The following is a 26,487-nucleotide window of genomic DNA, read 5'->3' as shown; positions in this document are numbered from 1 at the left end:
ATCGTATGTTGGCCATCCATTAGAATCCCAATAAAGGTCATTGATTAGCAATCTAGGGAGGCCGTTATTTTGAGCATCATATGCATGGCGAACAATGATATTGTTATTATAGACATCTTGATGACCAGGTCCAATAAATCTATCATTTCCTGCATCTAATATAGTACCACCACCATTAAGCATATTTACTCCATTTTTATCTAAATATGGACCTGTTATGCTAGTTGAACGGCCATATGCAATTTTATATGTACTGTCTAGGCCTTGGCAGCATTTATCAAATGAGACAAAAAGATAGTAGTATCCGTCTTTGTAAGAAATGTTAGGTGCTTCAATAGCATGCTCAGGATGATTCGGTCTAGCAGCAATAGAATAAAGTTGTCCTGTTGGTTTCATCGTGTTTTTATCTAATCTAGTTAACTTGATACCTGACCAGAAAGATCCAAAAGATAACCATGGGTCTCCATTTGCATCAATTACTAAATCGCCATCAATGGCATTATAGTTATTAGATGAATTGGAACTTATCACTAAACCATCATCTCTCCAATTTCCAGAGCTTATACTTTCTGTGGAAGTAAGACCTATCATGGAAGTATTAGTCCCGAATTTCGATACAGAATAATAAACCCAGTATCGCCCATTGTAGAATTGTACATCTGGGGCCCATTGATTAGTTTCATGTTGTGGAACATAGTTACTCCACCATGATAAAGGTTGTGGGAAAATAACTGGTGTTGCAGACCAATTAGTACCATTGTCAGAACGCAAAACACGAAGTCCATTTTTATCAACCTCACCTGTTCCTAAAGCCCACCAAGTATTACCTTCTTTGATCATTGAAGGATCATGAAGCATGGCATCACCAGATAATTCCCAAAAATCGGCAGATGAAGTTTGAGTAAGTGCGAATACCATGAGGACTGCCAAAAGCATCGTTTTTGCGTTCAATCGTTTCTTTTTTCTCATCGAAAATCTCCTCCGTTTCTTGTAAAATTAGATAACATACTAATTAATGAAAGTGTAAATCAATAATTAAAATGTTACCTTATCTTCATTAGTTAATCATCATTTTGAAAGCGTTGTCAATGGATAAGTGAGATTAAGAGAAAAGTATTTTCTAAAACAAGCAAATATTTTTAAATTTCGTTTCTTTGTGACGCATTTATGACTTTTCTATTAAGCTCCCTGACAAGTGGTTTATTTTTGTTATAATACAACATGTGGATTATTTGTATTTTAACGATACTATATGTAGTCTAAAAAGTGAGGGCAAAAGGGGACTAATATGAAACAATTAACGATATCTCATTCGAAGGATCAAGATGTGTTACAAGAGTTATACCAATCCTTTCATGAAATTGTGAACGGAACGAATCAAGAGTTACTTCAGGAAAATGCTAATGTTGATGGACGTAGCCCTTGTGGACTAATGAGTAAGTTTGCAAGTGAAAGTGCAAAGTTTTACGTGCGTGAATATTTGTTAACAACTGAAACGAAACAGGCGATGGAGGAAAACATTATTTATCCACATGACCTTGATTATTACTCAAGTGGAACAACAACTTGTTGCCAAATCCCACTAGGGAAATTACTTGAAAGAGGATTTAATACAGGTCATGGATATATGCGTTCACCAAGTGATATTACGAGTGCTATGGCGTTGGCTACGATTATTTTTCAAGCGAACCAGAACATGCAGCATGGAGGTCAATCTATGCCGACATTTGATGTTGATTTAGCACCTTATGTAAAGAAAACCTTCAATAAAATATACGGCCGTTTAAAGAGTTACTCTACTAATTGGTCAAATGAAATGCTAGAGGCACAGGCATGGACTGAAACTGAGCAGACTACATATCAAGCATGTGAGGCATTTATACATAATTTAAATAGTATGCATAGCCGTGGTGGTGGACAAATTCCGTTTACCTCTATTAATTATGGAACAGATCTATCAAAGGAAGGAAGGCTTTTAGTCAAAAATCTTTTACTTGCAACTCAGGCAGGACTAGGTAACGGGGAAACTCCTGTTTTTCCGATTCAAATCTTTAAGTTAAAAAAAGGTGTTAATTTTGATGAACAAGATCCTAATTTTGACTTGTATCAGCTAGCCTTAGAAACGACAGCACAACGATTATTCCCTAACTTCTCATTTATCGATTCACCTTTCAATCTAGAGTATTACAAAGAAGGTAACCCACAATCAGAAGTTGCTTATATGGGGTGTCGTACTAGAGTGATGGGCAATTGCCACGGTGTTCAAAATAGTGTTGGTAGGGGAAATTTATCTTTTACAAGTATTAATCTAGTAAAGCTCGCACTAATCTCAGAAAATAGAGATATGTTCTTTTTCCACCTTAATCATTATATAGATATCATCATTCAGCAATTGTTCGATCGTTATCTATTTCAAGCTAATAAACAGGCAGGAGATTTTTCTTTTTTGTATTCACAAGGAATATGGAATGGTGGAGAAGAGCTTAATTCGGGAAGTTCATTAGAGGAAATCTTAAAGCAAGGAACTTTGTCCTTAGGGTTTATTGGGCTTGCTGAATGTCTTAAAAGTCTTACGGGTAATCATCATGGAGAATGTGATGAAGCATGGGAACTTGGAAAATCGATTGTTTCCTTTATGAGAGATAAAATGGACCAAGCAAGTGAGGAATATGATATGAACTTCACATTGATTGCAACCCCCGCAGAGGGCCTTAGTGGTAAGTTCACAAGGAAAGATCAAGCAGAGTTTGGATATATAGAGGGTGTAACAGATCGATTGTATTACACGAACTCCTTTCATATTCCGGTTTACTACCCGATTCGAGCATTTGATAAGATCCGAAAGGAAGGGCCATTTCATCAATTATGTAATGCTGGCCATATCACATATATCGAAGTAGACGGGAATGTGCGGAATAATATTTCTGCAATGGATACAATTGTTAGAGCTATGGCCAAATATAATATTGGGTATGGTAGCATTAATCATCCTGTAGACCAGTGCAAATTGTGTGGTTATTCAGGGGTTATTGAAAACGAATGTCCAAGTTGTGGGGGAACAAATGAAAAGAATTTTAACCGAATTAGGCGTATAACGGGCTATCTTGTAGGAGATATGAGTAAATGGAATCATGCGAAAGTAAATGAAGAGCGTCACAGAGTTCGCCATGGAGTTCAGGGATGAAGGTTATGAATATTCTTCATGATTCAGTTGTTGATGGGGAGGGACTGCGTACCGTCCTCTTTTTCTCAGGATGCCCACATCGTTGCCGGGGGTGTCATAATCCATCAAGTTGGAGGATCGAGAATGGCATTGAGATGTGTGTTGAGGAAGTCGTAGCAGCGGCATTAAATCCACTAACTAACATAACTTTAAGTGGAGGTGAACCGTTTTTACAAGCAATGGAAGTGGCGGAGGTAGCAAAAAGGTTAAAACGGGAAGGGAAAAATATCTGGGCTTATACAGGATTTACATTAGAAGAAATTCGGAAAAGTGGAGATATTCATAAGCTCGAACTTCTGTCTTTTTGCGATGTTTTAGTAGATGGCCAATTTATTCTTTCTGAGCGGGATTTAACATTGAAATTTCGTGGGAGTCGTAATCAACAAATTCATTATCTTACTTAGGGTTTAAAACTGGATTATTAGAGCCTTTAATCTTTTTGATACAAATTTTCCTTCTAATTGGTAGGTATTGGTTTTTTAGGGTATACTAGTTAGAAGGGAATAACCCGAAGGTCTTCTGGTGCTCATTCTCATTGGCAGAAGGCGAGACCACTAAGGAAGGATGACCAAACAATATGGCAATAACTAGTATGGTATACCAAGCTCAAGCAGGAGATGGAGTGAAGAAAAAGCGTCTAAAAAGGCCTAATTCATTCTTTAATACACCTGAGGAAGCTGTCTCAGAAGCGCTAGGGTTGAAGGAAAAGATGGATTCAACCTACAAGAACGAAATCGAATGGGACTACAAGTGGAAGATGACAGGATCATCTGATAAAATGAAGATTTTAAAAGGATATCTTGGTGGAGATAAAGAATCAATAGCATTTTATCTTCAAATTACTTCTTTAGAATTACAAGCTGACTATAAAATGGGTACACCTATCAAACCCAAAAAAGTTACAGCGAAGGATAAAAAGGTAATAACAAAAGTTTCGAAGTTATATGTTTAACTATATACAATAGAAAACCTAGAATGCTTTTACAAAGCAAAAAGGTGTAAGAATTAAATAAAATTTTATACTTATTTGCTTTTCCCGAGGATATCTGCTATGCTTAAGGAGCATTATTGTTCGGTCTGTAGGTAATAAGTATTTAAACTTTTCGCCTTTGATATCTAATTGAGCAATTCTAGTAATAAAACGTGGATTAGATCCACACAGGAGGAAACACACATGCAACAAGGTACAGTAAAATGGTTTAACGCAGAAAAAGGTTTCGGTTTCATTGAAATTGAAGGTGGAGAAGACGTATTCGTACATTTCTCAGCTATCCAAGGCGAAGGATTTAAATCTTTAGACGAAGGCCAAAAAGTGACTTTTGACACTGAGCAAGGTCAACGTGGACTTCAAGCTACTAACGTTAACAAAGCATAATTGTTTAAAGGACTCTATTTATTTAGAGTCCTTTTTGTTTTGTAAAAAGAAATCAAAAATTGAATACGATTTATAGGAGAGAGAATCCTATAGATAATCAATCATATAAAAAATGAGGTTACTACATGAGTATAAAAAATTTCGAAGAGTATCAGTTAAGTGAAGAAATTAACAGAGCCTTGGAGGTATTAAAATATGAGACTCCAACTGAAGTTCAAACTGAGGTTATTCCCAAGGCTTTAAAAAACGAAGATCTTGTCGTTAAATCACAAACAGGAAGTGGAAAGACAGCATCATTTGGAATCCCAATTTGTGAAATGGTTGAGTGGGAGGAAAAAGATCCACAAGTATTGATTCTTACACCAACTAGAGAGCTTGCAGCCCAAGTGCGTGACGACTTGACAAACATCGGGAGATTTAAACGGATTAAAGCGTTGGCTGTCTACGGAAAAGAGCCTTTTTCAAAACAAAAAGAAGAATTATCGCAAAAAACACATATTGTTGTGGGGACTCCTGGTCGTGTAATGGACCATATTGAAAGAGGAACACTTCGTTTAGATAAAATAAAATACTTAATTATTGATGAAGCAGATGAAATGCTGAATATGGGATTTATAGATACAGTAGAGTCAATTATTAAGGAACTTCCTTCCGATAGAGTTACCATGGTATTTTCGGCTACTTTGCCCGAGGATGTTGAAAAGCTTTGTCATAAGTATATGAAAGATCCTAGCCATATTGAGATTGTTTCCAGTGGAATAACAACCTCAACCATTGAGCATCGTTTAGTGAAAGTAAAAGAAGAAGATAAGATTGCACTACTTAAAGATATAACGGTTGTTGAGAACCCAGATAGCTGTATAATCTTTTGTAGAACAAAAGAACATGTTGACCAAGTATACAATGAGTTAAATAATGCTAATTATTCGTGTGAAAGACTACATGGTGGGCTGGAACAAGAGGACCGTTTCGCGGTTATGGATGGTTTTAAAATGGGGAATTTCCGATATTTGATTGCAACGGATGTAGCCGCAAGAGGAATCGATATTGATAATGTCACAATCGTGATAAACTACGATGTCCCAATGGAAAAAGAAAGTTATGTTCATCGAACTGGTCGGACTGGGCGTGCTGGGAATAAGGGAAAAGCGATTATGTTTGAAACCCCTTATGAAGAAAAATTCAGGAGGGCAATTGAGAGATATGTGGGCTTCGAACTCCCGGTTATGGAAGCACCTACACAACAAGAAGTTGCTCGAGAAATGGCAGCCTTTGAAGAAAAAATTAATGGACGCCGTGTCGTAAGAAATAATAAAACTGCACGTATAAACAAAGATATTTTAAAACTTCATTTTAGTGGTGGGAAAAATAAGAAGATACGTGCTGTAGATTTCGTCGGAACCATTGCAAAAATTCCTGGTGTTACCGCAGATGATATTGGCATTATTACGATCAAGGAAAATTTATCATATGTGGATATCCTAAATGGTAAAGGATCACTTGTTTTACAAGCGATGGAAAATACAACAATCAAAGGAAAGAAGCTTAAGGTTAGTCCGGCGATTAAATAATATGGTAATTAAGGAGACGATTATGAAAACCATAATTGTCTTTTTTTTGTATTTCTTGGATAATTAACTTTGTACATAAGATTGATTCGACAACAGGGAAACAACATTGCTTTAAGTTAATTTGAGGTGGTTTGGCCGTGTGAGATAGTTGTAACAGAAATTTTAAGCGTTAGGAGGAGGAAGTATGTCAAATCTTAATAAAAGCCATGTGACAAAAGCGGATTTTATGCTTCATGGAGGAGACTATAATCCTGATCAATGGTTGGACCGACCAGATATTTTAGCTGACGATATCAAATTAATGCAGCTTGCAAACACAAATACCTTTTCCGTTGGTATCTTTGCATGGAGTGCGCTTGAGCCAGAAGAGGGCATTTACCATTTCGAATGGCTTGATTCTATCATAGACAATATTTATAAAATCGATGGTCGAGTCATTTTAGCCACTCCAAGTGGAGCTCGTCCTGCTTGGATGTCACAAAAATATCCTGAAGTTCTACGTGTTAATGCTTCAAGGGTTAAGCAGCATCATGGTGGAAGACATAATCACTGTTTTACATCAGACGTATATCGTGACAAGACTCAAACTATCAACCGGTTATTGGCAGAGAGATATGGAAATCACCCAGCTATCCTTATGTGGCATATATCGAATGAATATGGTGGAGAGTGCCATTGTGATAAGTGTCAATGTGCTTTCAGGGAATGGTTGAAAGAGAGATATAATCATAGTCTTAAAGAGTTGAATGATGCCTGGTGGGGACCATTTTGGAGCCATACGATTAGTGATTGGTCACAAGTGGAATCACCGTCTCCCATTGGAGAAAGCATGGTTCACGGTTTAAATCTAGATTGGCGAAGATTTATTACGGACCAAACGATTTCTTTTTATAAAAATGAAATTGTGCCACTAAGAGAGTTAACACCTGAGATACCGATTACGACGAATTTTATGGCGGATACTCATGACCTAATTCCATTCCAGGCGTTAGACTATAGCAAGTTTGCGAAACATCTGGATGTAATTAGCTGGGATGCATACCCTGCTTGGCACAATGATTGGGAAAGTACAACTGAGTTAGCGTCAAAGGTAGGCTTTATTAATGATCTATATCGCAGTCTTAAACAACAACCATTTTTATTAATGGAATCGACTCCAAGTCTCGTCAATTGGCATAATGTGAATAAAGCGAAACGTCCAGGAATGCATCTTCTTTCATCTATGCAAATGATCTCACATGGGTCTGATAGTGTTCTGTATTTCCAGTGGCGAAAATCACGTGGATCATCGGAGAAATTCCACGGTGCAGTTGTTGATCATGATAACAGTACGGAAAACCGTGTGTTCAAAGATGTGGCGATAGTGGGGGAAACCTTAGGGAAGTTATCTGAGGTAATTGGTACAAATCGCCCTGCAGATGTAGCTGTTCTCTATGATTGGGAAAGCAATTGGGCACTTAATGACGCACAAGGGTTTGGACTTAAGACTAAGCTTTATCCACAAACTTTGCAGAAACATTATAAAGCATTTTGGGAAAAGGATATTCCAGTTGATGTCATTACGAAGGAGCAAGATTTTTCATCTTATAAATTATTGATTGTTCCAATGCTTTATTTAGTCAGTGAAGAAACGATTGCTAGGTTGAAAACATACGTTGCTAGTGGTGGTACGTTAATTATGACTTACATTAGTGGGTTAGTAAATGAGCATGATTTAACGTATCTTGGGGGCTGGCACAAGGATCTACAGGAAATTTTCGGTATGAAGCCTGTTGAAACTGATACTTTATATCCAAAGGATAAAAACTCAGTCAAATATAAAGGTGAAACATATGTGTTAAAGGATTATGCCACGATTATTGAAGTGGATTCTGCGAATGTTGAAGCTGTCTATGAGGATGACTTTTATGCAGAATCACCTGCTGTTACCAGTAATAAATATAAGAATGGAAACGCTTATTATATTGGAGGTCGTTTAGAGCATTCATTCCAACAAGCATTCTATCAGAAATTAATGAATGAACTAACGCTTGAGCCAGTTGCAAAGATAAAACATGGGCAAGGAGTTTCAGTGCAAGTTCGACAATCTCCAGAAAGTGACTATATGTTTGTCATGAATTTTACTGAGGAAAAGCAACCGGTAGTGTTTGATTCAGTTGTAAAAGATTTATTGACTGGAGAAGAACTTCATGGGGAGGTCACCTTCGAGGAATATGGTGTTAGAATTGTGGAAAAGAGAAGAAATAATAAATAATAAATTAAAAACACAAAAGCTGAAGATTTGAATCTTCAGCTTTTGTGTTTTTAATTATATCAGATAACTTTATTAAGCTACATTTGTGTTCGTGTCTTTGCTAATATCTAATTTCATCACTTTTCTTAAATATGGTAGCACATAATAGTCAGCTCCGAATTTACCTGCATTTGCACCAGCTGCTAATATAATGACGCTTAGTAATACCATCCAAGGATTTGTGCTCACTGTTCCAGCAAACATGAACATGAAGTTCATCATCAGTCCAAAGAACATTGCTGCAGTCGTTAAGCAGCCTAAAAGCAAGCCTACACCTACTAAGAATTCACCCCAAGGGATTAAGAAGTTAATGAGTCCGACGTTTGGTAATGCTATTCCTTCAATAAATGCGTTGTATGTTGGATAAAGCGCTGCTCCTGTTGCTTTATCAGCTACCGGATTTGCAAGTGCACCATTTAAATATCCAGCAGCATCAAATCCACCACCTGTAATTTTGCCCCATCCACCAGTCATCCAAGTCCATCCTAGATACAATCTAATCACTGTTAAAATGCCTGCTGCAATCTTATTTTCTCTTAAAAATGTGTTAATCATCTTGAATCCTCTCCTTATTTCTTATAATTTTTTATTTATCTCTATGTCTGTATCTTACAACCTTGTGAATGTTTTCACAATAGTTATGTGAATAACTTCACAATTCATTCAAGAAGTTGTGAACTTTTTATTACAGTCATAGTGTTAATGTAGCAAAACAGTCTTTTTAGATAGTGACAGGCATCACCCCATGAAAAGTGCTATACTTGGTTGATATGTGAGGATGAATTAAAAAAAGAATTTACTCACTCAGAATGGGGTTGTAGAGCCGTTCCAGAGTAACTAAAAATAATACAGTGTAGAAGTGAAAGGAATTGAATCAATGAATGGAATGAATGGAGAGCATAAGACTTATATTTATAATTATGCTTGCACAAAAGATGAAATTGAGTTGTGTGCTTTAGAAATGCGCTCTCTTTTTGGTAAAGACTCAAAAACCAACATTTTGGAAAGTTCAGTCAAAATTGATCCGAGTAGAAGTCCGTTTATTCGAGAAAGAATTGATGTGATTTTCGAGGGTGAACATATAGAAGAAATATATGAGAAAGTGAAAAATTTACAAATAGCCGAAATGACGTTTAAAGTGATCCTTGTTCAGAATAGCAACCATCATGAAGTTGAGAAAGTCCGACATAAAGATCGTCGCAAGATAGAGCGAGAAATAGGATTACTAATCCAGGGAGAGCCAGACTTGCTTAATCCTGAAATGATATATGGAATCATGGATTTTAATGGACGTTGGGTATTTGGTGAGTATAACAAAAATATGGCAGTTTGGTTACAGCATCAAAAAAAACCGCACAGTTATTCTACATCTCTTAGTACTAGGGTAGCAAGGTCTGTAGCAAATATTGCTGTCCCTAATCCAGAAGGAATTAAAGCAATTGATCCATGCTGTGGAATTGGGACTGTCGTAGTTGAGGCACTCTCAATGGGAATAAACATTGTAGCTAGTGATATTAATTATCTAATCATTCCTGGAGTTCGAGAAAATATAGAGCATTTTGGTTACGAAACTGAAGTATCTCACAAGGACGTTCGAGAGATTACTGGAGATTATGATGTAGCCATCATTGATATGCCATACAATCTATGTTCTGTTATAACTGCTGAGGAACAGCTTGAAATGCTTCAAAATACGAGAACATTTGCTAACAAGGTAGTAATTGTCACGATCGAACCAATTGATCACATTATTACAAGTGCAGGCTTTGATATTGTAGACCGCTGTATCGTCAAAAAAGGGGCGTCATTTGCTAGAGAGATCATTGTTTGTGAAAAGTCTCAAAAAAGTGAGTAGTCTCATTTTAAGAAGAATGTAGAAAGTTTATTATTGTAGATTGTAGGAAGGATGACAATATGAACAAAATAATATCCTTAAAGGTAAAATCAGCTCATATAAAGAGTTTGAGGGCTGGTGTTCCATTAATTAAGAAAGAGGCCATCGTTAATCATAATGATGTGAAAGTAGAAGGTACCATTATTGAACTTGTCGATGAGAAAAATAAGTTTCTAGCAAAAGGGTATTATGGGAAACAAAACAAAGGAATCGGTTGGGTTTTAAGTAGAGAACAAAAGGAAGTCATTGACCAACCATTTTTTGAAAAGAAGCTTAAAACTGCGCTTGAAAATCGTCGTTCACTTTTTAATGCCAATGATACGACTGCCTTCAGAGTATTTAACGGAGAAGGAGATGGGATAGGCGGTTTTACGATTGATTACTTTGATGGCTATTATTTAATCAGTTGGTATAGTGAAGGTATTTATTGTTTTAAAGACTATGTACTTAAATCTCTCTCAAACCTAGTGGATTATAAAGGTCTCTATGAAAAAAAACGCTTTGCAGAAAAAGGCACCTATATAGAAGATGATGACTTTATTGGTGGAGAAAGAGCCGAATTTCCTCTTATTGTGAAAGAAAATGGCATTAACTTCGCTATCTACTTAAATGAAAGTGCGATGGTTGGTGTATTCCTAGATCAAAGAGATGTAAGAAAAACCATTAGAGACAAGTATTCAAAAGGAAAACGAGTGTTAAATACATTTTCATACACGGGAGCGTTCTCAGTTGCTGCTGCATTAGGAGGAGCTATAAAAACAACAAGTGTTGATTTAGCAAATCGTAGTAAAAGTAAAACGATTGAGCAATTTAGTGTTAATGGGATTGACTATGAATCACATGACATTATTGTGGAAGATGTATTTAACTATTTTAAATATGCGGTCAGAACTAAAGCCACATTTGATATGGTTATTTTAGATCCACCTAGTTTTGCGCGTTCAAAAAAGAATACCTTCAGTGCTGGAAAAGATTATCCTGACTTACTGGAGAAGGCAATCACGATAACTGAGAAGGATGGAATCATTGTAGCCTCCTCGAATTGTAGTACCTTTGGTATGGAGAAGTTCAAGAGCTTTATTGAAAAAGCCTTTGATCAAACAGGGGATAAATATAAAGTACTTGAAGAATTTGGTCTTCCTAGAGATTTTAAGACGATCAAAGAATTCAAAGAAGGTAACTACCTTAAGGTTGTGTTTATACAAAAAATTACATAAATAAGTGGTAGGATATGTAGAATCATAATTGTGACACGGCCATCTCTCTATCAAGAAGGCGCTTTTAGTAAAACGCTCTGGTAAAGAGATTCGCACATCTTCGGCTACATTCAATCATTTATAATTAGCTGTGACTAGTCAAAAACACAAAATCTTTTTAGGGATGGAAAAAAAACAATTTATCTGGGTGGCGAATTCATAATGAGTGCATAAGGTATTCATGTAGGAGGGAAAACATGAAGCCTAAAACTTATTATAACAATGGATACAATCTAAATATGACATTGCCAAGATATCAGCAACAAAATATCACCGGACCGATTTTTGGAGGGGGGTGGATTAACCCATACCCACCGAATTTTGAGGGCCCATTACCAGGCCCAAATGGAGGAGGTTGGAATTTCCCATATCCACCGAATTTTGAGGGCCCATTACCAGGCCCAAATGGAGGAGGTTGGAACTTCCCATATCCACCGAATTTTGAGGGCCCATTACCAGGCCCAAATGGAGGAGGTTGGAATTTCCCATATCCACCGAATTTTGAGGGCCCATTACCAGGCCCAAATGGAGGAGGTTGGAATTTCCCATATCCACCGAATTTTGAGGGCCCATTACCAGGCCCAAATGGAGGAGGTTGGAATTTCCCATACCCACCGAATTTTGAGGGCCCACTACCAGGTCCAAATGGAGGAGAGTGGAACTTTCCGTATCCCCCTAATTTCGGTAGAGTTAGCGAAGTTAGACGAGGCGGGTTTTATCCAATCCCCAACCAATTCTAAAAAACTAATTGTGGATAGGAAACCGAATGAAGGGGTTTCCTATCCTATTTTGTATTCATTTTCTAACACAGGAACAATAAGAGTCTTTAAGATTTATAGGACGGTTCTCGCGCTTCATTTCAAGATAACCTCTGAGAAACATTGATATTAACCAAAAACCCTAAGGTATTCCCCTTAGCGTTGACTTTTATAATTTCTATTAGAACTTGAAAAGGGTTATTGATGAGGAATCTTCTTTATTCCTCATCTTCCTTTACCTGATAGGCTTGATTAAACAAGAACTGTTGGCTATCAAAAAATTGATCAACATCGGTTCGTGATACATAATGATAGACACCCTCCTCGTCTTGCTCACGAGCTTTTACGTTATCAGCTAATTGGGCATCAAGAATTTGACTTATACGTAATTTAATATGTCCTTCGAAAATGGGAAACAAGATTTCAACTCTTTTTTCCATATTCCTAGTCATCAAATCAGCAGAGGAGAGAAACGTTTTCTTCTCTCCATTGTGATGGAAATAATAAATCCGACTATGTTCTAAGAAACGCCCAACAATACTTCGGACTTTGATATTCTCGCTTACTCCACGTATTCCCGGACGCAAACAACAAATCCCTCTAATAATAAGATCAATTTTTACACCAACAGCAGAAGCTTCATACAATTTCATAATAATATCTTTATCAGTCAAAGAATTCATCTTGGCAATAATACGCCCATTGCGAAATCTTTTGTGGAAATTTATTTCTTCAGAAATTAGGTTGATAAAGTCCTGCTTTATATCAAAAGGCGCAAGTGACAAATGATGAAATTCAGGTTTCTCTGTATAGCCGCTTAGATAGTTGAAGAAATTAGTTGCGTCAATCCCGAATTTGCGTTTGGAAGTAAACAATCCCATATCAGTATATACTTTTGCTGTTTGATCATTATAGTTTCCGGTACCAAGATGAACATATCGTTCTATCCGATTGCTTTTTCTTCTAATAACAAGTGTGATTTTGCTATGTGTTTTCAAGTAGGTCATTCCATAAATCACATGACATCCAGATTGTTCAAGGTCTTTGGCCCATTGGACATTGTTTTCCTCATCAAATCTAGCTTTTAGTTCAACTAGTACCGTGACTTGCTTGCCGTTAGCTGCAGCCCTTTTTAATGCGTCAATAATAGGGGAGTCTCCACTAACTCGGTACAAGGTTTGCTTAATGGCTAGTACATCTTTGTCATCTGCGGCCTTTGATATGAATTCAACAACAGGCTCAAAAGATTCATAGGGATGATGTAATAACACATCGCGCTTTGAAACTACATCAAAAATATCGTCTTCTGATTTAAGATTCATTGGTGGTTGTGGAATAAGTGTTTGATATGTGAGATGCTCCATCGTTATTGATACTTCTTTATAAAAATCAAAAAGGATTGTCAGATCAATTGGACCATTAACCTCATAAACATCATCTTTATGAATCTCAAGCTCCTCTAATAAATAATTAATAATATTTTCATCATAGTTCTGTTGTTGGATTTCAAGTCTGACTTCTGAACCCCATTTGCGTTTTTTTAGTTCCTCTTCAATTTCTTTTAATAAATCGCGAGCACCTTCTTCATGAATGGTTAGATCTGCATTTCTTGTAATTCGGAACATAGTGATTGATTCAATAGTGAATCCTTTAAATAACTTTTTGATAAAGTAACTTATCACTTCTTCCAATAATACAAATTGAATCTTGCTTGAGGAGGAAGTAAGACGTACAAAGCGATTTAACACAGCTGGTACTTGTACGATCGCCGTTTTTCGACAAGTTTCTTCCGGAACTTTTGGATCGCTAATGACAATGGCTAGATTTAAGCTCTTGTTAAGTAGTTTGGGGAAGGGACGGTATGCATCAATCGCCATTGGTGTCAAAACCGGGAATATTTCTTCATCAAAGTAATATTCAAGTTGATGAAGTTGAGATTGAGATAAGTTGTCCATTTTCAATATTTCAATATTTTCATCATGAAGTTTTGGTAAAAGAACATTGTTGAATGTTTCATATTGCAACTGGACTAACTTGTGAGTTTTAGTTGAGATTTCATTTAATTGTTGCTTTGGTGTCAAACCTGCTTTGTTATCAGGTTTGTTAAACCTTGCTTCTACTTGATCTTTAAGACCAGCTACACGGACCATGAAAAACTCGTCAAGATTTGAGCTAAAAATAGCTAAGAATTTCAGTCTTTCTAATAGAGGATTGCATTTGTCAAGTGCCTCTTCCAACACGCGTTCGTTAAAAGCAAGCCAACTTAATTCTCGATTATTATAATACTTAGGTTTACTAAGTTCTCTAGTATCTTTTTGCACCGTAATCATCTAGCAGTCACCCTTTTTCGACAATTCTCTAACAATTTCCAGTTTATCACATGAATGTAAAGCTATTGTAAATTTTTAGGTAAATTGTAAATTTAGCGTTAAATTGTAAAAGCATTTGATCATAATTAAATCGCTAATTTCGCATATTAAATAAAGTGACAGGGTTGTATTTAATCTTGTTCTTTAAAGTTAACTGTTATTAATTTCTTTAAATGTTTTTCTAAATGTTTTTTTTGTTTTTCAATCTGATATTGTTCAGGAGTCCAATTTTTGTTAGAAGTTATTGAAAAAATAAGCTCATCATTATCTATTGAAAGATCGATATAATGGACAATTTTTCTTTTAGTAGCGTTGAGACTATGTGCAAATTTTAAAATTGCTCCTATTAGCCGGTAAGTAGTAAGTTCTTCTTTGCTAAACCAATGCTCGAAAAGGGTCACATATCTCTTGAAAACAGCTTTACTCTTAAATGAAGCAATTAAAGCAATCGCTACCCGTTCTTTATGTGATAAACCATCAATTGTACGGTTAGCCAATAAATAAAAGGTATGTTGACTACTTGACTCCGAATCAATGTAATCACCAAGGTTAAACACGAGTGCAGCGCGCTTCATTCTATCTATATCATGGTCATTTAGGTTAGTTATACCGAAACTATTCAGCAATTCTGTTATTTTAATTGCGTTTTTTGACACTGCTAAATTATGTTCGACATCAATGTCGTATTCTCTTGAAAGTTCTAAGAAGCTTTCTTCAAGGACATTTGGGAAGCCTATTTCACCTGCTGGTGTTACCTTCTCATTGTAGAATATTCCATCTCTTAGGCCTTTTCTACTTAAAATGAATTGGTTGGAATGAACAAGTTCTAGTAAGCATTTAAATACTTCAACTGCTGGAAGAATAATATCCGCTCGGTCTCTAGACAAGCCTTCCACTCGTTGTAGTTCTGGAAAAGTAAGATTAGCTAAGAATTGTTGCATTTCATCCACTTCTTGCTTGGTCATTGTGTATTGATGTGCACCTGAGATAGGGTACCCAATACACTCTTGGTGAATTTGAGCGAGATTTCTGGCACTACCACCAATACCGATAATAGGTAATTCCTTCTCTAAAAGCCAGTCCAAAGAGGAGAATTGTTCAGTAATATATTCCTTTAGTTTATGAAGTTCTTCTAAAGTAGGCTTACTTCCACTTATGAACTGTCGCTTGAGTGATAAAGCCCCGAAAGGAAAGCTATGGTAATTAATTAATTTCCGGTCATGAAAGTATGTAAGTTCTGTACTTCCCCCACCAATATCAACTGTAATTCCTGAATTGAATGAGGTCGAGTTAATAACTGCCAGGTAACCATAAAATGCTTCCTGATACTCTGAGAGGATTTCTATGTTAAAGCCTGTTTGCTCTTTAACAGTTTTCAGTATTTCGTCTTGATTTTGAGCGATTCTAATCGTAGCTGTAGCTACACATTTCATCTCTGTTAGTTGATGATGTTTGATTACTTCTAAAAAACTTTGTAAGGTTTTTATTAGAGTAGTTATTCCATCCTTGTGAAGTATGAATTCATTAGATAAGTAATTTCTTAAACGTGACACAGATTTAACATTTTCAAGCTCTTTGTATCTTCCACTATTATTTCGCTTATAAATAACCAGTCTCATTGTGTTTGAACCAATATCAATAATTCCATACTTATCTTTAGTCACCCGGTAGCACCACCCTTAATTAATATGCACATTATATCAAAATCAGCACAGGAATGATATGTGGGGACGGTTCTCGCGTCTCATGGAAATTTACCAGAGCGTTTAATGTGTATTTTTTAGAAGCTCTTTGGAAATTTTAGTTAGTAATTAATGACTGGAGGATGCATATGAAGAAAAAAGTAACCATCATTGGTGGGGCAGGAACAATAGGAAATATTTTAACAAAAGGGCTACATGATAAATATGACTTTACCATTCTTGATAAAACTCCTAACCAGGGTCAAAATTATGTGCAAGTTGATGCAACAAACCCTGATTTATTGATAGAGAGCATTCCAAAAGATTGTGAATGTCTAATAAATTTATTAACCATTAAATCGGATAACGATTTAGAAAATGTGGATGAGTTTCATAAAATGACAGATATTCATTTTATGTCATCTTTCTATATTTTTCATGCAGCAATTACATTAGGGATTCCGAAGGTGGTCTATGCAAGTAGCAATCATACAACTGATTATTACGAATCAAATGGGATCTCGAAATTAGGTAGGGAGATCAACATAAGTGATTATCCATATTCACGTGGACTTTATGGGGTGTTAAAGCTCGCTTCGGAAAACATAGGTCATATTCTAGCAAGAGAGGAAAGTAATAATCTATCCATTATTAACTTACGGATAGGGAGTGTTCACCCTGATGAGCATCAAACGGTGAGGGAGGATGAACGATTACACCATACGTTGTTATCGCATGATGATACGATACGACTATTTGATTTAGCAATACAATCTAATGTTAAGTATGGGACCTATTACGGGGTGTCTGATAACCCTAAGAAACCATGGTCAACAGAAAATGCATGGAAGGAGCTAGGTTTTGTTTCAAAAGTGAATTCACTAGATTTATTAGACAATGGTGAATCGTGAGAACCGTCCCCGCGTCTCTTTAGTCCTGGTGAAAAGGTCATGCTCATCCTTTCATTTGATGCTCATCTGCTAATATTATTGAGGATTTGCTAGTCCTTTATGCTTAGCTCTAAGAAGATGATTATATTTATAATCCCTTCCCAATTTTATAATTTGGGATGTTAGAAAAATTATTAAGAATTTGGAGGGGAGTAAATGAAGACGGGTATAAGTTTAAAAAAATGGAATTTATTTAAGATTTCAGTATTACTTGTATTAACAATTACTTTTAGCTTGTTTCAAAATGAAAGGGCTTTCTTTGTGGGTGCTGAAGAAGGATTCGATTTGATTTATGAAGCAGAAGATGCCGTTATTGTAGATGCAATAATTGATTCACAGCATCTAGGTTATACGGGTACAGGGTTCGTTGATTACAAGCCGAATGCACCGGGTGGGACGATTACTTGGACAATTTCGGATGTTCCAGCCGATGGTGAGTATACACTAGTATTCAGGTATGCCAATGGTGCAACAGATAATAGACCTGCTGAGATAAAGGTGAATAATACGGTTGTTGAAGTTGAACTTGCATTTCCTTCTACGGGGGAATGGATGTCATGGAAAACCGCTTCTACAAAGACTACTCTTAAGGCCGGTGAAAATGTAATCATTGCTACTGGAAAGGGCCTTAGTGGGGGTGCCAATATTGATCATCTACGGATACACAATTTAAAAACCGAACCAGAAGATAATGGTCCAAAACCTGTAGATGTGAAACAAGTATCAATGGAAGAACTTGTAAATGGGGTAACCTTAAAGAAGTTAAAAGAAGCTGGGATTGTGTCAGTAGCAGAGCCAATTAAAGATGCTGAAATGACAAAGGTAGAATTGTTTGCATTAATTAATAGAGTAATGGGCTTTAGTCATCAAGAAATCTATAAAAATATTAGTCCAGAGACTAATGTATGGGAAGTACCTAAAGACAATTGGTGGAGTTATGTACTTCAAGCAGCAAAACAAGAAGGTTATGTTTCTGCAGATAACGATGGTCAAATTCATCCCAATGATCAAGTGACTCGAAGAGAAGCGGCTGAAATGATTGTTGCACTACTAGACCTTAAACCAGGCAAAGCGAAGAATAACGAAAAAGTAAATAGTGAGGCTGCTGTTGGTGCGGTTGTATCAAATGGTTATATGTCAGCAAAACCTGGATTTGGAGATCATAATCGTTTGACCTTTGGTGAGGCGGAGGCGATCTTTGCAAAAGTAGCTGATAAAGTAGATCATTCAGAAAAACAAGTGCATGTTGTTAATGCACAAGCAGTATCAAGCAAATTAGTAGCTGTGATGTTAAATGGAAAATTTGATGATTTTGATGTGCAAGCATTAGCGATAAAGGCTGCAAGTGGTAGTTTTAAAAGTTTAAATCCATCCTTGAGTAATATGTATCCTACGCGTGCTGCAGTAGGAGAAAATAAATTTGGTGACACTGTTATTATTTATGAGGTCCAAAATACCTTAGAAAAAGGTAAAGTGGTAAACAATGTTGAAAATGAATTCTCGGGTAATCTCGATGAATTGAAAAAACAGGCTGAGAATCTTATATCATGGCAGATGGACCATGGTGGTTGGACAAAAAGCATGGAAAATGAATATAGCCGTCCTTGGGATGGACAGGAAAAACGTTCAAAACAATTTGGTCCAAATGGAGAAGAATTAGGAACGATTGATAATAATGCAACCATTAATCAAATCCGCCTTATTTCTCAAGTGTATCAGGAAACAAAGGACGAGAAGCTGAAAGTAAGTGTACTAAAGGGAATTGACTTTTTATTAAATATGCAATATGACACTGGAGGTTGGCCTCAAGTATATCCACAGCGTGGAAAGTCTCCACAGGATTCAGTGTATTATTCAAACTATGTTACGTTTAATGATAATGCGATGATCAATGTTTTGGAACTATTTGATGACCTGTTAACTGAATCTTACCCATTTGATGAAAGCATGATTAGTGACCAATATAGGGAGAAACTTACAGAGTCTATGGAAAAAGGGATTGGATATATATTGAAGTCTCAAATTAAGGTGGATGGAAAATTAACAGCATGGTGTGCTCAACATGATCCTGTTACGTATGAACCACAGCATGCAAGAGCCTATGAGCATCCTTCCATCTCTGGAAGTGAATCTGTTGGTATTGTTAAGTTTCTTATGTCACGCCCGAACCAAACTCCCGAAATTCAAGTAGCAATTGAAGGGGCTTTGAAATGGTTTGATGAAGTAAAACTTGAAGGGATTAGGTATGTAAGTAGAGATCCAAATGGTGTGTACTTTGTGGAAGATGAAAAGGCAGTGACTTGGTACCGTTTCTATGAGATTGGAACCAATAAACCGATTTTCTCCGGTAGGGACGGTGTTATCAAGCATTCCATTCAAGAAATAGAGGAAGAAAGACGTAACGGTTATTCATGGGGAGGTAGTTATGCTAAGCAACTTTTAGAAATAGCTAAGACTACTGGATACTTCCAGGACCATGTTTTTGTGGAAGTTTTAGAGAATCAATTGGTTGATTCATATGGTCATAAACTAGTAGAAGGGGGATTGAAGAGAGTGGGAGATGCTACAGAAGAGTTGAAGGCTATTACTGTCAAACTGGTTGTTTCCAAGGATGCTAGTGGTGATTATCATACTGTTCAGGAAGCCATTAATGCTGTACCAGCAAATAATACAGAACCAGTGGAAATATTCATAAAAAATGGTATTTACAAAGAGGTTGTAAAGGTGCCAGCAGATAAACGGTTTATTACAATGGTCGGAGAAAGCGCCGAGAAGACGATCCTTACGTATGATAACTATGCAAAAAAAGAAAAACCAGAAGGTGGTACATACGGAACAAGTGGTAGTGCAAGTGTGTATCTCTATGCAAGTGATTTTACGGCTAAAAACGTAACGATGGAAAATACTTTCGATGAAAGCTTGGTCGAAGGAGGATCACAGGCGGTAGCGGTGTATACAAGAGGTGAACGTATGGCATTTGATAATGTCCGCTTTATTGGTAACCAGGACACTTTATACGCAAATGCTGGCTCCCAATATTTCAGTAATTGTTATATCGAAGGAGATGTTGACTTTATTTTCGGAGGAGCGAGAGCGGTTTTCGATAATTGTGATATCGTTTCAGTTGACAGAGGGTCTTCAACCAATAATGGGTACATCACGGCTGCAAGTACAAATATAAGTGAACCATATGGCTTCTTGTTTTTAAATAGTAGGCTAAAAAGTGAAGCAGCTGACGGTACAGTGTACCTAGGAAGACCATGGCATCCAGGTGGTGATCCAAACGCAATAGCGAGTGTTGTATTTAAGAATTGTGAATTAGGCTCCCACATCCATCAGGAAGGTTGGACAGATATGTCAGGTTTCAGTGCAAAAGATGCTAGGTTTTTTGAATATCAGAATACTGGTCCTGGAGCTGATCTAACACGTCCTCAGTTAACAGATGAGGAAGCTAAGCTTTATACGATTGAGAATGTGTTAAAAGGATGGAATCCAAAACAATAGAATTATAGTAAGCAGGGATGTCAGAAAAATGGCATCCCTGTTTTTTGCTCATTCTAAAAACCTTGTTTTACTAACCATCTTTTACATAACTCAGTCCATTCACTTACGTTGTCATCTTGACCTGCAAGTCCTAGACCATGACGACCATGTGGGAAAATGTGTAATTCCAATGGTATTTCCTGTTCTCGTAAGGCAAGGGCGTATAACAAACTATTTTCAACCGGAACAGCAGCATCATCTGCTGTATGCCACAGGAAAGTAGGTGGTGTACTTTTAGAGACATTTTGTTCAAGGGACATTAATGCTCTAAGTTCATCAGTAGGGTCTTCTCCTAGAAGATTGTGCATGGAGCCTTGATGATAATGTTTTATAAAAGAAATGACTGGATAACATAGGATTGCTAGGTCAGGTCTACTACTCTCTTGATCGATTTGGTCAATAGCATCATAGAAGTTAATGTGGTCGAGTGTTGACGCTGAGGCAGCCAAGTGGCCTCCTGCTGAAAATCCTAGTATCCCAATTTTCTCTTTATCCAAATTCCATTCATTGGCATGGTAGCGTACGTAACGAATGGCACGCTGACAATCTGCCAATGGGGATGGATGCTTAGACGGGGAAACACGGTAATTTAATACAAATGCCGATATGCCAAAAGAGTTCAACCATTTTGCCACTGGTTCTCCTTCATGATGTGCACGATGCCCATACCCTCCGCCAGGGCAAATAATGACTGCAGCATGTTTATCATTCCGATCGACTAAATATGGACTTATGGTAGGTGTGAATTCGTGTTCTATCGTATTTTTCATCTCTGGCCATAGCAGTGCAGTCATATTTTAAAGCCTCCTAAAAAATAATAATTTCATAGCTTTGATTATATAGGTATGAGGTGTACAAATGTATAATCAATTTCTTATATGGTAGTCATTACATCACTTTTTCATAACTGATTACTAGTGTTTTAATGATTATATGAGATTGGCCTTATTGACAAAAAATAACATAGACTTATAATTTAAAATAATGTAAGCGTTTTACTATACTTTCAAAGAGGGGAGGGCCATTCTTATGAAGCATAAGCCAAGGTATTTTTATCGTTTATTTATCCCTTTTGTTTTAGTTGGTACATTGGCGATGTTATTGTTTAATGGATTTGCTTTTTTGTTTACAAAAGATTCACTTGAAGAAAAAATAATCTATGAAAAACAAGAAAATGTCGTTCAGACGATGAATACACTTGAACAAAAATTACAAGCGCTCGACTATACATTTAATTCATATATACACGATAGTTCTTATAAAAATTATATTAGCAATCCATTAACTCCAAGCCAGTTTGATACCTATCAATTAATTGATAAACAACTAAACTATATTTCGTCTTTTGGTCCGAGTCGGACAACTGTAGAATTAGTAAGTTTAGAGGGGAACTGGATGATAAACGAGGACGGATTGAAACAACTTACGACAGAACAAGAGGATGAAATTACTGCTAAATATCTCTCCCTTCCTAATTCTTCAACATGGTTCAAAGACGAGCAAGATAATAGAATTAAGTTGGTGAAAAAGACTCCTTTTTACCAAACACTCAAAAGTGGTCTACTTATTATTGATATTCCAATTAAATCATTATCAAATGTAATTTATAAACATTCAGAAACGAGTCCAATTTATATATATAACCAAGACGGTATGTTGGTTTATCAAAGTAATTCAGATATGGAAGATACGATAAACGAAAAAACGATTTCCGATTTAATAAATGGAAATAAACAAGCTGGGGTTATAGATGTTGATCTCAAAGGGAAAGAAAGGTATAAGGTAGCCTTTTCAAAGTCAGGATATAATGGCTGGATTTACATATCCAAAATCAGTGATTCAGAGTTTACCCAAGCCATGAAGCCAACGATTATTGGTGTTGTGTTAATGAGTGTATTCATGTTAGTGGTGATGATCATTATCGCTTATGTTAGTTCCGATTATTTTTCAAAACCAATTCGAGAATTACAGAAGTTCATCCCTAAAATGCAAAAAGATGGGGTTAAGGACGAATTTGAGATGATTAGCAAATCGATTCGAGATGTCATTGAAAAAAATCAATCTCTAGAAAATATTGTGACTAGTCAGCATGAACAATTAAAGACTTTATTTATGCATAACCTGTTTCATGGACGTATGAATGAAAGGGAAATATCAGAAGGATTATATGACTTCAATTATCCAAGACACTGGTCATGCTTATATGTATTAGTGATTCAATTTGATAGTATAGACAATTGCGAGTATACAAGGAAGGATAAAGACTTACTTTTGTTTTCAGTGAATCAGATTGTTTCTGAGATGATTGACAAAGAAGAGCAGCTATCTCCTACAGTTATAGATTCGAACACACAAGCTACCATCTTTATTTGTAAAGATAAAGAGTATGATAAACATGTGTTATTAATCAATCAATTTGCAGAAAAAATTCAAGAAACTGTAAGGAAAATATTCAATCTTTCCGTAAGTGTGGGGATAAGTAGTCCTTTTGAGGTGTTGACTGAAAGTGAATTAGCACTTGAACAAGCTGTTGAATCATTAAAATACCGTCTGAAAGTTGGAAAAGAATCAATCATCTACTATGAAAGTGTTTCTGCCATTATTAATAATAATCAAATCAACACTTATTTTCCTAAAATGCTAGAGAACCAATTATTTGATAACATCAAATTAGGGGAGAGTGACAAAGCAAAAGAAACGTTGCACCAGTTACTTGCTGACCTTTTCAAATTAAATAAAAATCCTCATGAACTTGAAGTAAATATCATGCGATTTCTGAATGATTTAATGAGTCTAATGCAAATCATGGGTATGGATACTTTAGTGATTGAAGATCATAAGTCTCTCTACCATGCAATTTCTGAAATGAAAACATCTGAGGAGATTGAGCTTTTTGTAAAAAATAAGATTGTGTATCCAATGATCGATACAATCTCTGAAAGAACCGATTCACAATATAAATCTATTTCAGATAAGATCATTCATATTATCCAAAGTGAATATGATACTGAACTATCGTTAGAGATTATTGCATCCCGTCTTCATTACAATAAAAATTATTTAAGTAGCATTTTTAAAAAGGAATTTAAACAATCATTTAGTGAATATTTAGCTCTCTACCGATTTGATATGGCGAAAAAGTGGTTAAAGGAGACAAACCTATCTGTTAGGGTTATATCTGAAAAACTTCAGTATAATAACTCACAAAACTTTATTCGTTCATTCCGAAAAATAGAGGGTACAACTCCAGGGAAATATCGTGAACTACATAGAGAGGATAGCCTTTCTTGCTAGAGGTCATATAAAATATGAAAAGAAAAGAAGCAGCCAATATGGCTGCTTCTTTTCTTTGTAATCGCTTCCTTTTCACTTACGCTTTTACAGAACCGACAAACGCGCCTTTTACAAAGTATTTTTGCAGGAATGGATACAAGATTAACATTGGAATAGTGGCGACGGTGATAACCGCCATCTTAATCGTTTGGGCAGGTGGGACAACTTCAACAACTGATGCGTCTGCTTGCATTCCACTCGATACGATCACGATTTGGCGAAGCAATACCTGAATGGGCCATTTACCTGAGTCATTTAAGTACAGGATAGCGTTCGTATACTCATTCCAGTAAGCAACCGCGTAGAATAAGGAGATGGTTGCTATTGAAGGAAGGGACAACGGAAGGATAATCTTAAAGAATATCATCAGATCATTGCATCCATCCACTTTTGCGGATTCCTCTAGGCTATCAGGAATCGCTTGGAAGAAGTTCCTCATAATAATTAGGTTAAACGCACTAATGGCTACAGGGAGAATCAATGCCCAATATGTATTGATTAACCCAAAGTTCTTGACTACTAGATAAGTAGGAATCATACCACCGCTAAATAACATCGTAAAAACAACCACGAAGTTAATTGTTCTTCTACCATGTAAGTACCTACGTGATAGCGAATATGCCATAAACGATGTAAGTACCATACTCACAAATGTGCCAATACCAGTTACACCAATCGAAACTGCAAAACTCTTGAAAATAGTTGGTGTTGAAAAAATATACTCATAAGCACTTAAAGTAAAGGTAGTCGGAAAAATGATGAAATCTTTCTCAATCACTTCTTGTGTCGTTGCAAAGGAGCTAGATATGACGTTAAGAAATGGGATGAGACAGGCTAAGGAAATAAGCAGTAAGATTGAAAGATTGATAAAGTTAAAGATACGATTTCCTATCGAATTTTCATGCATAGAATAATTCCCTCCAGATATAGAATGTTTAAATCTTACTTTCAATATATCAATGTGCCAAAAGGTACGTCTATAATCATTTATCCATTATATTACAAGCTGTTTTAATTGAAGATTATGCAATTGAATGAGACTTATTAAGGTAACATAATTGAAATACTCATTTAAAGAAAAGTGTAATCATTAAATTAGATAACAATAGGAAAACGCTTACTTAATGCCTGCGATTCGGCATTCTAACAGGATGATTGTAGACGTTATACATTAATTTCATTACCTTTAGAGTGTACAGAAAATTCGTGAACAAAATTGAAAGGGGTAATAGTGGTGAGAGAAACCGTTGTTGTTACGGAAGATCCGAAATCAGTACAGCCATCTCTTGACAGAAAAGCCATCAAACAAACCAGGAAAAAGAAGATGGATCGAATATTAAAGAATAAGTATTTGTATTTTATGTTGATGCCAGGGCTTATGTACTTTATCATTTTCAAGTACTTTCCTATGGGAGGATTAATAATTGCCTTCCAAGATTACCAACCTTTTTTAGGGATTACTGAAAGTCCTTGGGTGGGATTCAAACATTTCATTAGATTATTTACAGAGCCCACTTTCTTTATGTTGTTATCAAATACTCTCTTTCTATTTGCTTTAAATCTATTTATTTTTTTCCCAATTCCGATTATTTTAGCGTTGATGTTAAATGAAGTAAGAATCAAAATGTTTAAAAATCTAGTGCAAACAGTTATTTATATCCCACATTTTATGTCATGGGTAATCATTGTCTCTATTTCATTTGTGTTTTTGACAGTAGATGGTGGTGTCATAAATGAATTGATTGCCAAAGCTGGCGGAGAAAAAATGAATTTCATGACCGATGGTAATTGGACCCGTGCAATTTATATTCTTCAAATTATTTGGAAAGAAATGGGTTGGTCAACAATTATTTATTTAGCCGCAGTAACTGCTGTTGATCCCCAATTATATGAGGCAGCTAAAATGGATGGTGCGAATAGATTAAAACAAATCTGGCATGTTACATTACCTGCAATTCGACCGGTTATCATTATCTTATTAATCTTGAAAATTGGTCAAACCTTAGACTTAGGGTTCGAGCATGTATACCTTCTATTAAACTCATTAAACCGAGAAGCAGTAGAAATCTTTGATACCTATGTGTATACGGCAGGTCTGAAAAATGGACAATTAAGCTATAGTACCGCTGTAGGGTTATTCAAAGGACTTGTAGGATTAATTTTAGTTATTGGTGCGAATAAACTAGCGAAAAAGTTTGGTGAAGATGGTTTATATTAACTGTTGCAAACGTTAACATTGG

Annotated in this window: 18 protein-coding genes and 1 pseudogene; 13 read left to right on the top strand and 6 right to left on the bottom strand. The window is 36.1% G+C overall.

All coding sequences use genetic code 11. The features are described from left to right. Window positions 1-3: 3 nt before the first annotated feature. Window positions 4-936: pseudogene (locus BLQ56_RS15495) on the bottom strand (glycoside hydrolase family 43 protein); the annotation flags it as partial. 352 nt (window positions 937-1,288) lie between these two features. Between BLQ56_RS15495 and BLQ56_RS15490 the strand changes: the two are divergent. The 6 genes from BLQ56_RS15490 to BLQ56_RS15465 all read left to right on the top strand — a co-directional run bounded on the left by BLQ56_RS15490 (window position 1,289) and on the right by BLQ56_RS15465 (window position 8,423). Continuing rightward, window positions 1,289-3,184, top strand: a complete 1,896-nt coding sequence (locus tag BLQ56_RS15490; RefSeq protein ID WP_090856240.1) for an anaerobic ribonucleoside triphosphate reductase — start codon at window positions 1,289-1,291, stop codon at window positions 3,182-3,184. Next, window positions 3,181-3,627, top strand: a complete 447-nt coding sequence (nrdG, locus tag BLQ56_RS15485; RefSeq protein ID WP_090856237.1) for an anaerobic ribonucleoside-triphosphate reductase activating protein — start codon at window positions 3,181-3,183, stop codon at window positions 3,625-3,627. The genes BLQ56_RS15490 and nrdG overlap by 4 nt, the downstream gene beginning before the upstream one ends. Window positions 3,628-3,800: 173 nt before the next feature. Continuing rightward, complete coding sequence (locus tag BLQ56_RS15480) at window positions 3,801-4,175, top strand: hypothetical protein (RefSeq protein ID WP_238457286.1); 375 nt, start codon at window positions 3,801-3,803, stop codon at window positions 4,173-4,175. Between the two features lie 222 nt (window positions 4,176-4,397). Next, entirely contained in the window at window positions 4,398-4,598 is a 201-nt protein-coding gene (locus tag BLQ56_RS15475; RefSeq protein WP_064094055.1) for a cold-shock protein, read from the top strand. A 125-nt stretch (window positions 4,599-4,723) separates the two neighbouring features. Next, window positions 4,724-6,169, top strand: coding sequence for a DEAD/DEAH box helicase (locus tag BLQ56_RS15470; protein ID WP_090856234.1), 1,446 nt, complete (start codon window positions 4,724-4,726; stop codon window positions 6,167-6,169). A 184-nt stretch (window positions 6,170-6,353) separates the two neighbouring features. After that, on the top strand, window positions 6,354-8,423 hold the full coding sequence (locus BLQ56_RS15465) for a beta-galactosidase (RefSeq protein ID WP_090856231.1): 2,070 nt from the start codon (window positions 6,354-6,356) through the stop codon (window positions 8,421-8,423). Window positions 8,424-8,495: 72 nt separating this feature from the next. On the opposite strand, the gene BLQ56_RS15460 is transcribed toward BLQ56_RS15465, so the two are convergent. Continuing rightward, complete coding sequence (locus BLQ56_RS15460; protein WP_090856229.1) at window positions 8,496-9,017, bottom strand: DoxX family membrane protein; 522 nt, start codon at window positions 9,015-9,017, stop codon at window positions 8,496-8,498. Between the two features lie 322 nt (window positions 9,018-9,339). On the opposite strand from BLQ56_RS15460, the gene BLQ56_RS15455 reads away from it, so the two are divergent. From BLQ56_RS15455 to BLQ56_RS15445, 3 genes are all read left to right on the top strand, one after another. Next, the gene (locus BLQ56_RS15455) at window positions 9,340-10,317 is read left to right on the top strand and encodes a TRM11 family SAM-dependent methyltransferase (RefSeq protein ID WP_338011854.1); all 978 of its coding nucleotides are present in this window, start codon (window positions 9,340-9,342) and stop codon (window positions 10,315-10,317) included. 59 nt (window positions 10,318-10,376) lie between these two features. Next, complete coding sequence (locus BLQ56_RS15450) at window positions 10,377-11,573, top strand: class I SAM-dependent rRNA methyltransferase (protein WP_090856226.1); 1,197 nt, start codon at window positions 10,377-10,379, stop codon at window positions 11,571-11,573. A gap of 236 nt (window positions 11,574-11,809) precedes the next feature. Beyond that, complete coding sequence (locus BLQ56_RS15445) at window positions 11,810-12,352, top strand: hypothetical protein (protein ID WP_090856223.1); 543 nt, start codon at window positions 11,810-11,812, stop codon at window positions 12,350-12,352. Between the two features lie 236 nt (window positions 12,353-12,588). On the opposite strand, the gene BLQ56_RS15440 is transcribed toward BLQ56_RS15445, so the two are convergent. After that, window positions 12,589-14,700 carry an RNA degradosome polyphosphate kinase gene (locus tag BLQ56_RS15440; RefSeq protein ID WP_090856220.1) on the bottom strand — a complete coding sequence of 704 codons (2,112 nt, stop codon included), beginning with the start codon at window positions 14,698-14,700 and terminating at the stop codon, window positions 12,589-12,591. Window positions 14,701-14,870: 170 nt separating this feature from the next. Continuing rightward, window positions 14,871-16,403: a Ppx/GppA family phosphatase gene (locus BLQ56_RS15435; protein ID WP_238457285.1), complete on the bottom strand. Its 1,533-nt coding sequence runs from the start codon at window positions 16,401-16,403 to the stop codon at window positions 14,871-14,873. Between the two features lie 161 nt (window positions 16,404-16,564). Between BLQ56_RS15435 and BLQ56_RS15430 the strand changes: the two genes are divergently transcribed. Then, window positions 16,565-17,332 carry an NAD-dependent epimerase/dehydratase family protein gene (locus tag BLQ56_RS15430; protein ID WP_090856217.1) on the top strand — a complete coding sequence of 256 codons (768 nt, stop codon included), beginning with the start codon at window positions 16,565-16,567 and terminating at the stop codon, window positions 17,330-17,332. A 195-nt stretch (window positions 17,333-17,527) separates the two neighbouring features. Next, entirely contained in the window at window positions 17,528-20,875 is a 3,348-nt protein-coding gene (gene pelA, locus BLQ56_RS15425) for a pectate lyase (RefSeq protein ID WP_090856214.1), read from the top strand. A gap of 53 nt (window positions 20,876-20,928) precedes the next feature. On the opposite strand, the gene BLQ56_RS15420 is transcribed toward pelA, so the two are convergent. Beyond that, a complete protein-coding gene (locus BLQ56_RS15420) occupies window positions 20,929-21,708 on the bottom strand; it encodes an alpha/beta hydrolase (protein ID WP_090856211.1) in 780 nt (259 codons plus the stop codon). A gap of 235 nt (window positions 21,709-21,943) precedes the next feature. On the opposite strand from BLQ56_RS15420, the gene BLQ56_RS15415 reads away from it, so the two are divergent. Continuing rightward, window positions 21,944-24,208, top strand: a complete 2,265-nt coding sequence (locus BLQ56_RS15415; RefSeq protein ID WP_090856208.1) for a helix-turn-helix domain-containing protein — start codon at window positions 21,944-21,946, stop codon at window positions 24,206-24,208. Between the two features lie 76 nt (window positions 24,209-24,284). On the opposite strand, the gene BLQ56_RS15410 is transcribed toward BLQ56_RS15415, so the two are convergent. After that, window positions 24,285-25,154: a carbohydrate ABC transporter permease gene (locus tag BLQ56_RS15410; protein ID WP_090856205.1), complete on the bottom strand. Its 870-nt coding sequence runs from the start codon at window positions 25,152-25,154 to the stop codon at window positions 24,285-24,287. 417 nt (window positions 25,155-25,571) lie between these two features. Here BLQ56_RS15410 and BLQ56_RS15405 point away from each other — a divergent pair, with 417 nt between their 5' ends. Then, a complete protein-coding gene (locus tag BLQ56_RS15405) occupies window positions 25,572-26,465 on the top strand; it encodes an ABC transporter permease (protein WP_090856465.1) in 894 nt (297 codons plus the stop codon). Window positions 26,466-26,487: the final 22 nt, after the last annotated feature.

The organism is Litchfieldia salsa (genome assembly GCF_900104555.1).
Taxonomy (GTDB): Bacteria; Bacillota; Bacilli; order Bacillales; family Bacillaceae_L; genus Litchfieldia; species Litchfieldia salsa.
This window is presented reverse-complemented; position numbering and strand designations above follow the sequence as displayed.